Source organism: Bacteroides faecichinchillae JCM 17102, from assembly GCF_000614145.1.
Classification (GTDB): domain Bacteria; phylum Bacteroidota; class Bacteroidia; order Bacteroidales; family Bacteroidaceae; genus Bacteroides; species Bacteroides faecichinchillae.
In genome coordinates this window covers 118,290-132,995 of sequence record NZ_BAKK01000011.1, presented here as the reverse complement: position 1 = coordinate 132,995, position 14,706 = coordinate 118,290, and the positions used below count along the sequence as shown (strand labels likewise).

Annotated in this window: 9 protein-coding genes and 1 pseudogene; 4 read left to right on the top strand and 6 right to left on the bottom strand. The window is 37.9% G+C overall.

Annotated features, from left to right (window positions below):
* From JCM17102_RS22690 to JCM17102_RS08130, 3 genes are all read left to right on the top strand, one after another.
* On the top strand, positions 1–280 hold a 280-nt coding region (locus JCM17102_RS22690), incomplete at its 5' end, for a glycoside hydrolase family 88 protein (protein WP_025076565.1).
* A gap of 605 nt (positions 281–885) precedes the next feature.
* Positions 886–2,961, top strand: coding sequence for an alpha-galactosidase (locus tag JCM17102_RS08135; protein WP_025074744.1), 2,076 nt, complete (start codon positions 886–888; stop codon positions 2,959–2,961).
* A gap of 60 nt (positions 2,962–3,021) precedes the next feature.
* Positions 3,022–3,807, top strand: coding sequence for a sialate O-acetylesterase (locus JCM17102_RS08130; protein WP_025074743.1), 786 nt, complete (start codon positions 3,022–3,024; stop codon positions 3,805–3,807).
* A 204-nt stretch (positions 3,808–4,011) separates the two neighbouring features.
* Here the strand turns inward: JCM17102_RS08130 and JCM17102_RS08125 are convergent, their stop codons facing one another.
* The 5 genes and pseudogenes from JCM17102_RS08125 to dut all read right to left on the bottom strand — a co-directional run bounded on the left by JCM17102_RS08125 (position 4,012) and on the right by dut (position 12,186).
* Positions 4,012–8,016 carry a hybrid sensor histidine kinase/response regulator transcription factor gene (locus JCM17102_RS08125; protein ID WP_025074742.1) on the bottom strand — a complete coding sequence of 1,335 codons (4,005 nt, stop codon included), beginning with the start codon at positions 8,014–8,016 and terminating at the stop codon, positions 4,012–4,014.
* 26 nt (positions 8,017–8,042) lie between these two features.
* Positions 8,043–9,341: a murein hydrolase activator EnvC family protein gene (locus JCM17102_RS08120; protein ID WP_025074741.1), complete on the bottom strand. Its 1,299-nt coding sequence runs from the start codon at positions 9,339–9,341 to the stop codon at positions 8,043–8,045.
* Complete coding sequence (lolB1, locus tag JCM17102_RS08115) at positions 9,338–9,916, bottom strand: lipoprotein insertase outer membrane protein LolB1 (RefSeq protein WP_025074740.1); 579 nt, start codon at positions 9,914–9,916, stop codon at positions 9,338–9,340. The genes JCM17102_RS08120 and lolB1 overlap by 4 nt, the downstream gene beginning before the upstream one ends.
* Positions 9,913–11,750: pseudogene (locus JCM17102_RS26740) on the bottom strand (tetratricopeptide repeat protein). Before JCM17102_RS26740 ends, lolB1 begins: the two are co-directional and overlap by 4 nt.
* Position 11,751: 1 nt before the next feature.
* Positions 11,752–12,186, bottom strand: a complete 435-nt coding sequence (gene dut, locus JCM17102_RS08105; protein ID WP_025074739.1) for a dUTP diphosphatase — start codon at positions 12,184–12,186, stop codon at positions 11,752–11,754.
* 178 nt (positions 12,187–12,364) lie between these two features.
* Between dut and JCM17102_RS08100 the strand changes: the two genes are divergently transcribed.
* Complete coding sequence (locus JCM17102_RS08100) at positions 12,365–13,711, top strand: deoxyguanosinetriphosphate triphosphohydrolase (protein ID WP_025074738.1); 1,347 nt, start codon at positions 12,365–12,367, stop codon at positions 13,709–13,711.
* Here the strand turns inward: JCM17102_RS08100 and glsB are convergent.
* Positions 13,683–14,696 carry a glycine N(alpha)-acyltransferase GlsB gene (gene glsB, locus JCM17102_RS08095; RefSeq protein WP_025074737.1) on the bottom strand — a complete coding sequence of 338 codons (1,014 nt, stop codon included), beginning with the start codon at positions 14,694–14,696 and terminating at the stop codon, positions 13,683–13,685. The two genes, JCM17102_RS08100 and glsB, sit on opposite strands and share 29 nt — an antisense overlap.
* Positions 14,697–14,706 lie beyond the last annotated feature (10 nt).

Sequence of the window (14,706 nt, the reverse complement as noted above, 5' to 3'; positions counted from 1 at the left end):
CTGCTGGGCCGAGACTTCCGGATCTGCCATGTTTACTTTTGCTTTTATTGTAGGTGTGAAGAATGGCTGGCTGGATGCAGAGGTATACGGTCCTGCTGCACGTAAAGCATGGATGGCTTTGGTGTCCTATATTAATGATAAGGGAGCTGTGAGAGAAGTATGTGTCGGAACAAACAAAAAGAATAGTAAGCAGTACTACTATGACCGTCCCCGCAATACGGGGGATTATCATGGACAGGCTCCTTATCTATGGTGTACGGTTGCACTACTGGAAAAGTAACAGAGCTCCATCATGTTTAGTTATCTTAAAGCAGATACACATTGTTTTCAAATATTAATAGTCAATCTATTGGCTACTAATATCTAAGATATTGAGGATTAATAGCTGATATATTAACTATTAATCCTCAACAAGCAGAAAAATAATAATCATTTTGAAGCCCTAGAAACGTATTATGGGAGTTTGTTTATGATTTTATTCCTGTCATTAAATAAGGAACTGAAGACAAAACAGCGAATGATGTGTTGATGATCCGTTTTCCTGAAAATATATCGCGATTCATTTTATCAAGCTAGCGCTGAAAGATGAAAGAGCATACTGACCAGACCTATCGCTTTAGATTTCAAGCAATTGGATGGTCTCAAATCTTCCAAAATAAAGCTATTATATATGTTTAGGGAAGATGGGAAGCATATTTTATTATTTATTGATTCTTATCTTTACATTCTTCTAAATGTTTTTGCCTTATTTTGCATTGTTAAATCTAAAACTAGTTTCATATGAAAACTAAGACCTTGTCATTAAGACATCTTTGTCGTTATCTCATTTCAATCAACCATTTCCCATATAACTATTGTGGGTAACTATTAAAATTAATGTTTAAGATGAAAAGACAGTTCGTTACATTAATAATATTTTTTATAGTAGTATCCGCTTTTGCTCAAAAAACATATTATTGCCAGCAAGAAGGAGACACATTAATTATTGGGAATGATCAGATTGAACGGAAGTTTATTTGGAATGGTGGGAATTTAATGACATATAGTTTAAGTAACAAAGCAAGTGGTAAAATAGAACTAGTAACCGCTCCCCTACCGGATCTACTCATTTCCAAAACGGAGAAAGTCGGCACTAACGGTCTATGCCGAACGGAAGAAGTAACTGCTACTGATATTCATCCAGCTTATCTAAAAACGACAGTAACATTCACCTTGGGTGCATTAGATATTCAAAGAATATATCGAATTTATGATCATTGCCCAGCAATAGCATGTGATACCTATCTGAAAGGAACAATGAATCGTATTTCAGGAGAACAAAATGAAAATTCAGCCGACCACAAAAATATAGAATTTGCAGAAGACATGAAATCCAGGGCTATAACTGCGATCTTAGACCAATTGAATTTTAAAGGACAACATTGGCATGCGAAAGCTGTAGAATTTTGGGATGTGACAGATTGGAATAATAATTTAGTAACAGAACGAAATGCCATTATTTATCGTAAAAACAATTATCGTGGGAACCTTTTTTTCGTACGTAACGGAGAAGATAACAATGGTTTCTTCTTTTTAAAAGAAGCTCCTTGCTCCAGTGTTCAGTTAGCGTATAAAGATGCAGACTTCATCGCTGAATTTGGAAAATTCATGATCACGGGATTAGGACTTACAGAAACAGATATCCGAGAAGATGAATGGACGCGAACATACAGTTGCGTAACAGGAGTATATACTGGAGATGAACTAGAAGCATTGACTGCATTACGCAATTACCAGAAAAACATCCGTACCCATCTTCAAGAACGTGACGAAATGATTATGATGAATACTTGGGGTGATCGCAGCCAAGATACTAAAGTCAATGAAGCATTCTGCTTACAAGAATTAGAACGTGCAGCTAAATTAGGAATTACTCATTTTCAAATAGATGATGGATGGCAAACGGGAAAAAGTCCTAATTCAGCTATAGCCAAAGGATCTTTCAAGAATATCTGGGATAATAAAGACTACTGGAAACCCAATATAGACAAATATCCACATGGATTAACTCCAATTGTTGAAAGAGGAAAAAGGTTAGGTATTGAGATTTGTCTATGGTTCAATCCCAGTGTACAAAATGATTTTGCAGACTGGCATAAAGACGCAGAAGCACTGATCGGAATTTATCGTAAATACGGAATCCGAATTTTTAAGATTGATGGATTGACCATTCCCACCAAAACATCTGAAATAAATCTTCGTAAACTATTTAATAAAGTACTGGCAGAGACGGATAATAAAGTCATGTTCAATCTAGATGCGACAGCCAGCCGTCGTGGAGGTTACCATATGTTCAATGAATATGGAAATATCTTTCTGGAAAACCGCTATACAGATTGGAAGAATTACTACCCATATTGGACACTTCGCAACTTATGGATGCTAGCCAAATATGTACCCGCAGAAAAATTGCAAATCGAATTTCTAAATAAGTGGAGAAATTCACAGAAATATGGTAACGAACCATTTGCTCCGGCAAATTATTCATTCGAATATCTCTTTGCAACTACTATGGCAGGACAGCCATTAGCCTGGATGGAAGCTTCTAATCTTCCTGACGAAGCGTTTAAACTGAAGAAGCTAGTAGAGCAATACAAAGAACTACAATATAATTTTCACCAAGGAATCATTCTCCCTATTGGAGATGAACCTTCCGGACGCTCTTGGACAGGTTTCCAATCGATCTGCGATCAAGTGAACAAAGCTCCGAGTGGTTATCTCCTTATTTATAGAGAAGATAATGACCAAGATGAAACATGGATAGAAACTTGGTTACCTGAAGGTAAAGAAATCGTCTGTACTCCAATATTTGGAAATGGTAAAGCAATGAATAGTATAGTTGGAAGAAAAGGCTCAATAAAAGTCACTCTTCCCCAAAAAAATAACTTCGTCATGTATCAATATCAAGTAAAGGAAAACTGATACTAAACTATAAACACAAGAGAATTTACACTTAAATATAACTTCAAATAAAAAACAGATATGAATAAGAATCTATATTTGTTACTATTTCTACTTTTTCAATCTTTAGCGATATATGCCGGAGAAAAAGTAAAACCATCCGATCTAGACTTATATTTATGTATAGGTCAATCTAACATGGCAGGACGTGCAGATCTAACTCCGGAAATAATGGACACTTTGCAAAATGTATATCTATTAAATGACAAAGGACATTTTGAACCGGCTTCCAATCCGTTAAATCGTTATTCAACAGTCAGAAAGAACCTATCAATGCAACGTTTAGGACCAAGTTATGCCTTTGCCAAGGAAATTGAAAGAAAAACGAAACACCCGGTAGGTTTAGTAGTAAATGCCCGCGGGGGAAGCTCCATAAATGCCTGGTTGAAAGACAACAAAAATGGGTATTATGAAAAAGCCTTATCACGAATCCGAATAGCCATGAAACAAGGAGGACACTTGAAAGCTATTCTCTGGCATCAAGGAGAAGCCGATTGTTCGAATCCGGAAGAATATAAGCAAAAATTAATTTTACTTATTAAAAGTTTCAGAGAAGATCTGGGAATGCCTGAGCTTCCTGTTATTGTTGGACAGATTTCTCAATGGAATTGGACAAAAAGAGAAGCAGGAACAGCTCCTTTTAATAAGATGATTAGGAAGGTTTCTTCATTTATCCCATACTCTGATTGGGTTTCATCCAAAGGAGCAGATTGCTACAAAGATGAAACAGATCCTCATTTTGGGACTAAAGGACAATTGCTAATAGGAAAACGCTATGCTAAAAAAGTATACAAGTTCTATAAATAAAATGAAGCTGTATCAAAATGCTGATTAACTTATCATTCTGTTCTAAGAGAACATAGCGAAGAATCTCTTCTTTCACTTAAATAAAGGTAAATTCTTCGCTACGTTCAGAATGACAAAGCAAAATAAGAACGATTATCTATTTTGATGCAACTTCACCTCACATTAGCTCCAGACAGAGATTTCACCTCTTAATAACATACGAGATCATGATTCTCCAGAAAGCGGAGGCTGACCAATATAATCTTTAGGCAAAACACCATACTGAGCCTTAAAGCACTTAGCAAAATAAGAAGAAGAACCAAATCCTACCTGTGAAGCGACTTCAGAAATCCGCGTACCACTTTTAATTAACTCGGCAGCACGATTCATACGAAGAGTCTTCAAGTAATCATTTGGAGACACACCAGAGAGAGCTTTTATTTTCCTATAGAAATTAGAACGGCTCATATGCATTTGCTCAGCAAGCGTATCTATAGAGAAATTTTCATCTGCTAATTGATCTGCAATCACTCCCTGTATTTTAGCAACAAACTCACAGTCTTTCTGAGACATCGCAAGATCTGTTGTAACAATAGAGTCTGCTGCTCCAACAGATAAGCTATTCATCAGTTTATAGAAAGACTGCCTCAATTTAAGAAGATTCTCAATCTGCATATGAAGCTGTTTTATTGAGAACGGTTTCTCAATATATACATCTGCTCCGGATTCAAGACCTTCCACTTTAGATTCAAGAGTTGTTTTCGCTGTCAATAAAATAACCGGAATATGCGAATATTCAATATCATTTTTTACTCGGCTGCATAACTCTAACCCATCCATTTCCGGCATCATCACGTCACTTACAATCACATCGACACTTTCCCGAGAAAGTACTTCCAGTGCCTCAACGCCATTAGTAGCTTTCAATACACGAAACCAAACACTCAGTGATTCACGAGTCAGATTCAGTAAATCGACATTATCCTCCACCAGCAACACAGTAAATTTCTTTCCAGAAAACTCGGAAACAGTTGCTTCTCCCCCCTCTTCCGATTGAGCTTCTATTATTTCAGCCTCAGGCTCTACGTTTACTTTCTCCAATGGAAGAGATAAAACAAAAGAGGAACCTCCACCAACAGCGTCTTCTACCCACAGATCACCATGATGAGCCTCAGCTAAAGACTTTGCAAAAGCCAATCCAATACCTGTTCCTACAGAAGCGACCTTGTCTCCCGGCAATTGGTAAAAGGCTTCAAAGACCTTTATTTTTTGTCCATCCGGGACTCCCGGTCCATCATCACTTACAGAGATTCTTATATTGGTATCTGTCACCGACAGTTTTAATTCCACATGTGTCCGGGAATATTTTAAAGCATTTCCCATCAAATTGACCAGAATCTTACTGATCTTTTCCGGATCAATCATTAATACCAATTTATTATCAGGCAATACCAGTTTTAATTCAAGCCCTTTCAGTTCCGCCGGACTAGTAAACTGGCTATAAATATCTTGTACCAATTCATTGATCGAACACCGTTTCTGATTCAATTGCAAAGCTCCACTTTCCATTTTCTGGAAGTCAAGTAACTGATTGGTAATCCCCAACAGATAATTCACATTCTTATCAATGACAGAAAGATACTTAACATCCCTCCCCTCTCTCTGAGTTTCCTGCAACTTCTCAAGTGGAAGCCGAATTAAACTTAGTGGAGTACGTATCTCATGTACCAGATTAATAAAGAAGTTAATCTTCGACTTATATACTTCTTTCTCTTGTTTAACCTGATAATCCTCCATTCGAAGTTTGTATTTACGTTTGACATACCAGTTCCAACGCCAAGCAACCAGATAAGTCAGTCCAAGCAACAAAAGGATATAAACAATATAAGCAATTGTACTTCGCCACCAGGGAGGAGTAATGATTATCCATAAACGAGTTGCTTTATCACTCCACTTATAATCGTTATTAGAACCACGAACTAGAAATTCATACTCACCAGGAGGCAAATTGGTATAAGATGCCATATAACTTTCCGAATTCATAATCCATTCCTTATCTACACCTTTCAATATGTATGAATAACGATTCTTATGCGGGTCTTCATAACTCAATGCAACAAAACGGATAGAGAAACTATTATATTTAAAAGGCAATACAATTTTACGAGCCATATATAACGGTTCGTTAAGCTGAAGAACCTGTTTTACGGTCTTATCTTTAGGTAAATAAGGTAATCGGATATCTGTAACATAAACCGGAGGAATATAAGAATTATCTTCGAATTGTTCCGGAACAAAAGCATTAAAGCCATTTATACCTCCAAAATAGATCTTACCATTAGAAGATTTTAAAGAAGACTGTGCTGTAAACTGATTTCCCTGCAAACCATCATTCACTGTAAACTGACGATAGCTATCTTTAATAACAGGATTAATCTTAATCAATCCTATATTAGAAGATATCCAGAAATTACCTGACTGATCTTGTTCTATAGAATAAATCACATTATTAGGCAATATTTTATTCTGAGGATCAAAATTGGCAAAGTTCTCTTCTTTCGGGTTGAAAGAACAAAGTCCACCTCCATTCGTTCCAAACCACATCGTACCTCTCATATCCTCAAACAAACAGATGACAGAGTTACTGGAAATAGTAGTCGAATCTTCGCGTTTATGCTGGAAATGTCTCCAACTATTATTAATAGTATTATTGAGGAAAACACCATTATTGGAAGTTGCAATCCAGAGATTGTTATACATATCTTCGTATATATCAACTACGGATATCATCGAACCAATGGTTGTAATAGTCAAGAAGTCATCACTTTCCGGAGAATAACAACATAACCCCCAACTTGTCCCGACAAAAATATTTCCTCGTCTATCCTTATATACACATAACACATCATTACTACAAATTGTATTAGGTACTCCTCGGGAATGAGTATAATTTCTCGTCATTCCTGTATTCAAATCTATAACATACAATCCTCCGGCATAAGTACCCACCCATAATTTATTATCATCAAGTAATAACGAACGAATGTCTAATTTCAAATTCTTATCGCCTCCAATGGAATATTCAGATAACTCACCCGTCACAGAATCAAAAAAACATAAACCGTTACGTGTACCTATCCATATGTTTCCTTCTTTATTCTCACAAAAAGGGCCTACCACTTTTCCTGCGCTCAGTACTCCGGGTAATGTAGCCGGTGAATAATAATCAAAGCGTTTGGACTCTTTCGGCATATAATTTACTCCACCTAAGTTTGTCATTACCCAAAGTGCACCTTCCGCATCCCACATCATTGCATTGATTGTCTGATCGCTTAAACTTCGTGAATCATATGGATTATCTCCTCTGCAAAACGTATTCGTAATACGATTAAAAAGATATAATCCATTGTCCGTCCCCACCAATAATTCTTGCTCCGAATATTTCAACAAACAACGAATGGCCCCAAAGTTCAAAGAAGTAGTATAGTGTTCCAGTAACCCTGTTTGTTTATTCAAGTGGTACAGAAGATTAACATCCGCTCCAACCCAAATTTCGCCATCCACATTCTGTACACAATTAATTTTATGACTGTCTGACGCATCCACAAAAGGTGAAACCTCATAGGCCTGCAAGAACTTACCATTTTCATCGAAGCAAAGGAGTCCCTCTTGCAAAGAAGCCGTATAAATCAACCCATCATTTCCAACACAAATATCCCAAAGAAAAGATGTCTGCGAACTATTCTGAATTAACACTTCTCTTTCAGGATCATAAATAAAAATCCCCTGCCCTAAAGTTCCAATCCAAATCTTCCCATCCTTTGCTTTTACTACTTTCTTCACTTCACTACTTACAGACACTCCGTAACTAGTCGTACTATTGAATCTAGAAAAACGATCGGTCTCCCGATCATAAATATAAAGTCCCGAATTAGTACCAACCCAAATTCTCTGCCCATCTTCAAAAAGAGTTTCCACAAAGTTGCTTTCCAAAGAATAATCTTCATTCAGTGCATTGCGGTAAACTTTATTCCCCTGTCCGTCATATCGATTCAGCCCATCACTAGTACCCAACCAAATAAAGCCATAACTATCTTGAATAGCACACCATACCGTATTATGAGATAAACCATCCTCAACTTGATACTTCTTGAATGAGAAGTATGGAGCTGCTGATAATGGTTCGAGCCAAAAGGCTAATAGAAATATTAGGATTTTAGTCAATTTCATCTTACACATGTGTTTTATTAATTCAATTATCGGTTTAACCATGGTTCCGGATTCAATTTTTCTTTCTCTTTACGCAATTGGAAATGCAATACTGTACGTCCATTATCTGTTCCGTCTGAGAATATCTCTCCTATCTCTTGCTTAGTCTTAACCGTATCACCCGACTTAACTGATGCAGAAGAAAGATTACAATAAACAGAAATATAATCCCCATGACGAATGAGCACATTAAATAGTCCATTCAGTTGAAATACAGCTGCTACCTTACCATCAAAAATCGCACACGCCTTCGCACCCGGCTTACCTTGGATATCAATTCCTTTATTATCCAGCTGGACATTACGAAGTCCTTCGACTGCATACTGACCATAATGACTGACAATGACATAAGGACCGGTCACCGGCATTGGAAGCTTTCCCCGATTCGCAGCAAAACTCCCAGATAACTCCCGGTCTTCTTTACTCATCCTGTAAGCATCCAGCGGTTTTGCCTTTGTGGCAGTTACTGTCTCTGTAGATTTCTTTTCTTTAGACTCTGTTTTCTCACGAACAATAGCATTACGACGAGCTTCTTCCGCTCTTTTACGTGCACGTTCTATTTCTTCGTTAATCAAACGGTCAATACGTGCATTCAACTGATTAGCTTCTTTTCTCTTCTTATTTATCTCACTTTGCAATCCTTTCTGCTTTTTCTGCAGATTGGCAACCAAAGTACGCTTTTCTTTTTCTTGATCCTCCAGTTTTGCTTTTTCAGCCTCCCGCTCCTTCAGCAATCCCTCCTTAGCGTTTTTTACCTGTTCGCGTTCTGCTTTCTTTTTTCGTACCTGTTCCTGCTTTTTCAATATTTCCTCTCCCTGCAAACGTTGATAAGTCGCATACTCACGTACATACCGCATACGACGATATGTCTGACTCAAACTTTTTGCAGAGAAAATAAACATCAGTTTCTCTTCCACCGATTTGTTCTTATACAAATATTGCACAGAGGCTTCATACTTTTTCTTCTTATCCTTCAAATCTTTTTGAAGAACATTTAACTGATATTCCAAAGAAGACAACTCACGCTCAATCGCCTCCATATCATTATTAATAGCAAGAATATAACGTTTTCTCTCTTCAATCTGTCCAGTTAGCGCAGCTAGACCATTCAACTGACTACCTACATCCTTTTTTGTATCTTTCAATAATGATTCTGTATCAGATATCTGCTTTTGCAGAACACCACGTTTGCCTTCCAACTCACGAATCAACTTATTCGACTGAGCCGAAAGAGGGATTGCCAGCCATAGGCAACTTATCAGAATCATAAAGATGCGTTTTATCATAACAGAGCTATCAGCATTTTTACTAATTCTTCCAAAGGAACCTCCGTATATTTAGAGGTAAGTTCCGTTGGAGCCATTGAAAATTCTTTTGTCGAGAATTCATATAACTGTATTTTTGCCTTTTCTAATGAAGGAATTCCTAACTCTTTTCCCGTTAGTTCAGTCTTTCCACCCGGGAGAGCTGCATCAGTCAAGGCCCTTTCCAAACGTGAGAATTCTGCATTTTTAGGCAATATATCTTTCAATTCATCTTTGGTTGCACGCACATATCGCTTATTCATCCGATCCACAATCAGTACTTTATCCGGAGCTATCTCGATACGTGCAATCTCGGTACGCAAGATAGGCATTAATAAAGAAATCTGCACCAGTTCGTTACTTTTCATCTTCATGAGACCTCCCACTGACATACTACCACTTTTGCCGGGAATAGTCAGCTGGAGTTTGGAAGCCAAATAACTGAAAGTCGGAGCTACTGCCACCTTTTCCTTTTCTTTCTCTACTACCACATGTTTACTACTCTTACAGCCCGCCAACATTACAACCATCAACAACAGATAAGCAAATCTTCTCATTCAGCAATATACTTTTTCTTTTCTATTTTTTGTTTCAGTATTTTCGAGTCATTCCCCATTTCCAATGATTGTTTCCAATACTTTAATGCACCTTCCACATCACCAGTCATAAAATAAATATCTCCACAATGTTCAACCACTTCACTACTCTTCTCCCCATCACTTTTCATCGCATTGTCTATATAGATGCGAGCTTCCGAGTAATTTCCTTTTTCAAACAATATCCAGGCATACGTATCCAGATAAGTCGCATTATTGGGTTCAGCCTTTACTGTCTTATAACTCATTTCTTCTGCTTTGTCAAGATCACGACGTTCCAATGATAAATAGTAGGCATAATTATTCAAAGCACCGACATTCGAAGGATTGTAAACCAAAGCAGAATCATAAGCCGCATAAGCATCTGCCATTTGCTTTTTGGTATGATACATATCCCCCATAATCGAATAAAAATCGGATATAACTTCCTTCTTAGTATCAGGCGTAATATGTTCCAAAGCTTTTTGCAAACACTCACCACACTATCCGTTTGCTCTGCCTGATTATAAGCAATCGCAAGATAATAATAAAGCTCCAATGCATCGGGAGTTGCTTCAATACCTGGTTCACAGATTTTGATAATTTGCTTATAATCCTCTTTTTTAGCAGCCGAACTAATTAACATCAAACGAGCTGCCTTATTCATAGGATCCAAATCAACCACTTGCTCCAATACCGGTACAGAAGCATCTTCCATATTCTTAGACAACAGATATTGAGCATAAAGCATCGGGATCTGAGGGTCATCTACATCCTGTCGCATCACTTTTGTAAACAAATCAATCACCTGAGTACTATCTTGACCAGCTTGTTCATTTTCTACAATTACTTGACGCATTACATTCAACTTGATATCAGAAGCCACCTTCTTATTCAGCAACAACGTATCCAATTGTTGTTGGTAAAGCTCTTTCTGGTCAGTCTGTTCATAATAAGAAGCCATTGAATAAAGAGCCATTGGATTATCCGGTTCGGCTGCTAATACTTTCTGATAAGCATCATAAGCTTCCTGCTTCTTTCCATTCTGAAGATATACATCACCCAATATCACCTGATAACGCATATCCATCGGATATTCCTGTACCAGACTTTCAATTTCCTGAAAAGCTTTCTTATCATCCTTCATTTGAAGATAAATACGGAACTTTTCCATGGACAACTGCTCATTCTTTCCGATACGTTTCTCCAAACGGTTCAAAGTGGCAATAACTTCATCAAACTTTTCCTGACGTCCGTAAATATCCAGAAGATTGAACAACGGTCCCTGTTTACTGGGAAAACGCTTCGTCATCTGTTCTAATAACACTACGGCTTTATCCAATTGATCTTGTTGCTGATACAAAGAAACTAATCCCTGACTATACCAGAAATTATCCGGCGCATTTTCTACTGCTTTTTCTAATGCAGCCTGTCCTTGAGGAATCTGTCGGAGAAACATATAATACTGAGAAATCTCATAAAGTGCAGAAGCTGCATTGGGATCAATATCCAAACAATGTTGCAACAACCCAAAAGCAGCTGCATACTCCTTCTTTTCCTTCAATCGTATGGCCTCCAAAAAGAAATAATCATACTTTCGTTGTTCCTCTTCCGTCAGTTGTGATTCCGTTTTTTTGCTAGCCTTAGCTACTTTCTTCTTCTTTTTCTCAACTTTCTTCACAGCCGATTTTGTATCAATGGCATTGCCTAACACAACAGCTGTGCTTCCTGTTACTATACCTGCTGCTTGAGCAGCCATACAAGAAGTAAGTAACAAAGTACTAATCAGTAAAAATAGTATTAACTTAGCTTTCATTTCATTTTTTTCCTGTATGTCCGAAGCCACCGGTTCCACGTTCTGTTTCATCCAACACTTCCACTTCCTGCCACTCCACTTGTTCATGCTTAGCAATAATCATTTGGGCAATACGCTCTCCGTCTTCAATTACAAAAGATTCCGAAGAAAGATTGACCAAAATTATACAGATTTCTCCCCGATAATCAGCATCTATCGTACCTGGAGAATTGAGGACCGTAATTCCTTTTTTAATAGCCAAACCACTCCGAGGACGAATCTGTGCTTCAAATCCTTGTGGAAGAGCAATATATAGTCCAGTAGGTACTAAACACCGTTGCAACGGAGCCAATGTCATTGGTTCGGAAAGGTTAGCACGGATATCCATTCCTGCAGATAATTCTGTGGCATAAGCCGGAAGCGAATGCTTCGATTTATTAATAATTTGAACGTTCATAAAATCACATTTACTATTTAATAGGCGAAAATACACATTTTGTACTGAAAAAGAGTTAAGTTTGCAGTTAAATATTGTGGCGATGTGCAAATATGCCAATCCACTAATAGGGTTACACTATAAACTCACACAAAATTTAGTAGATTGAGCAGTATATTGACAGATTAAACATTTATTTATGATGAATTGGAATCAATTAATATCAGCGAAACGCTTCGGCATGGAAGAATTTCATTCGGAACGTCTGGAAAACCGTTCGGAATTTCAACGAGATTATGACCGCCTTATTTTCTCCGCTCCTTTTCGACGTTTACAAAATAAAACACAAGTATTCCCTCTCCCAGGGAGTATTTTCGTGCATAATCGTCTCACACACAGCCTAGAAGTTTCTTGTGTAGGACGTTCTTTAGGCAATGACGTTGCCAAAGCTATCTTAGAGCGTAAGCCGGAACTCCACAATTCCTTTCTACCAGAGATTGGTTCCATTGTATCCGCTGCTTGCTTGGCACATGATCTTGGCAATCCGCCATTTGGGCACTCCGGAGAACGAGCCATTTCAACCTTTTTCTCAGAAGGGAAAGGATTAAACTTACAATATAAACAGTTAAACGGAGAACAACTTTCACCGATGGAATGGGAAGATTTAACACATTTTGAAGGAAATGCCAATGCTTTCCGCCTTTTGACTCACCAGTTTGAAGGACGTCGGAAAGGAGGTTTTGCGATGACCTATACAACGCTTGCTTCTATTGTAAAATATCCCTTTTCATCGAGTCTTGCAGGTAAAAAATCCAAATTCGGCTTCTTTGTCAGTGAAGAACAAAGTTTTCAAAAGATAGCTACCGAACTAGGACTTACTCAGCTCAACGACCATCCTTTGAAATATGCGCGTCATCCTCTAGTTTATCTGGTAGAAGCGGCCGATGACATTTGCTATCAAATGATGGACATAGAAGATGCCCACAAATTAAAGATCCTGACTACCGAAGAAACAAAAAAGCTTCTGATGTCCTATTTTAGTGAGGAACGTCAAAAACATATCCGTCAAACTTTCCACATTGTCAGTGACACCAATGAACAAATCGCTTATTTACGTTCTTCTGTCATCGGACTATTGATTCGAGAATGTACCCGCGTATTCCTTGATCATGAAGATGAAATCTTGGAGGGAAGTTTCGAAGGAACACTCATCAAGCATATTTCTGAATGCCCAGCAACAGCGTACAAACATTGTGCAGACATCTCTATTAAGAAAATCTACCGTTCAAAAGATGTGCTGGACATCGAATTAGCCGGTTTCCGCGTTATCAGTACTCTGCTTGAACTTATGATAGATGCTGTAACTTCACCTGAAAAAGCATATTCTGAATTATTAATCAACCGTGTTTCCAGCCAGTACAATATAAAAGCGCCTGTACTCTATGAAAGAATACAGGCGGTGCTTGATTATATTTCCGGAATGACCGATGTATTTGCACTCGATCTTTACCGCAAGATTAATGGCAACAGTCTGCCTGCGGTGTAACAACTTTAGGAGTAAATACTTCTTCAGTCTCACAAGGCGCTTTCAACGCATCCGGATTACTTTCAATAAAAGTCTGGATGTGTCGAATTCGTTTTTCTTCTAATATCTCATCAACAGCAATCAAAATACCGGTTTCTTCCACGTCACCAAATTCATAATTAATCGCTGTTCCAAACATACGCATAGTCGGACTTAAACTCATATAAGCATTTACCAATGGCGGAATGTTATATCCTAATTTACGGATCTCACAATTCAGAATTTTATAATCCTCTTTGAATGTATCTTTGCAGAATAAAGCTTGTAATTCTTCTTCCGAAGTTTCCATTTTTAACGGTTCCATCGGAAAAACCAACTGATCTTTATCCCAAAAATGCTTCTTTAGAAAGTGAAGTATCATATCACGACCCCGACGGTGATAACTCGGATACATTGTCACTTTACCGAAGAAAAATTTCACATTCGGCATTACTACTGTCAAAGCTCCCAATCCATCCCACAAATTATCTAATGCAAACAGTCCTTTGCTCCCTGCACGGGTAGACTGATATTCTAATGTCACAAACGAACGCCCCAACTCGATTGTTTGCGGCAAATAATCTTTAATAAACGTATCAGAGAAATGGAACATATGAGAAGTAGCTAGAATCGGAGCCCCCTTTTCATCAAAGCGGACATCTGTCCCAAGCAAATACCGATATCCTCCCAGAATCTCTTCCGCTTCCGGATTCCAAACAATCAGTTGTTTATAAGGATGTTCCATGGTATCGTATTCATCAATATCCATCGACATCCCAGTACCTCCACCTGCTGCACGGAAAGCTATTTCACGTAAACGCCCAATCTCCTTCATTACATTGGGGGCATCCTGATGAGTAATAATGTAAATCTGATTATTACTTTTATTCGTCATACGCAAGCGCCTTTCTTCTGTAAGTTCCGCTTTTAGTAGTTCTTTGCTTACCGGGCTTATAATCTCTTCCATATTCTTTGTT

Bases quoted from the DNA above. Each gene is read 5' to 3' on its own strand.
- JCM17102_RS08100 (WP_025074738.1), top strand. From the start codon at position 12,365: ATGATGAATTGGAATCAATTAATATCAGCGAAACGCTTCGGCATGGAA.
- lolB1 (WP_025074740.1), bottom strand. From the start codon at position 9,916: ATGAGAAGATTTGCTTATCTGTTGTTGATGGTTGTAATGTTGGCGGGC.
- JCM17102_RS08120 (WP_025074741.1), bottom strand. From the start codon at position 9,341: ATGATAAAACGCATCTTTATGATTCTGATAAGTTGCCTATGGCTGGCA.
- JCM17102_RS08125 (WP_025074742.1), bottom strand. From the start codon at position 8,016: ATGAAATTGACTAAAATCCTAATATTTCTATTAGCCTTTTGGCTCGAA.
- JCM17102_RS08135 (WP_025074744.1), top strand. From the start codon at position 886: ATGAAAAGACAGTTCGTTACATTAATAATATTTTTTATAGTAGTATCC.
- glsB (WP_025074737.1), bottom strand. From the start codon at position 14,696: ATGGAAGAGATTATAAGCCCGGTAAGCAAAGAACTACTAAAAGCGGAA.
- JCM17102_RS08130 (WP_025074743.1), top strand. From the start codon at position 3,022: ATGAATAAGAATCTATATTTGTTACTATTTCTACTTTTTCAATCTTTA.
- dut (WP_025074739.1), bottom strand. From the start codon at position 12,186: ATGAACGTTCAAATTATTAATAAATCGAAGCATTCGCTTCCGGCTTAT.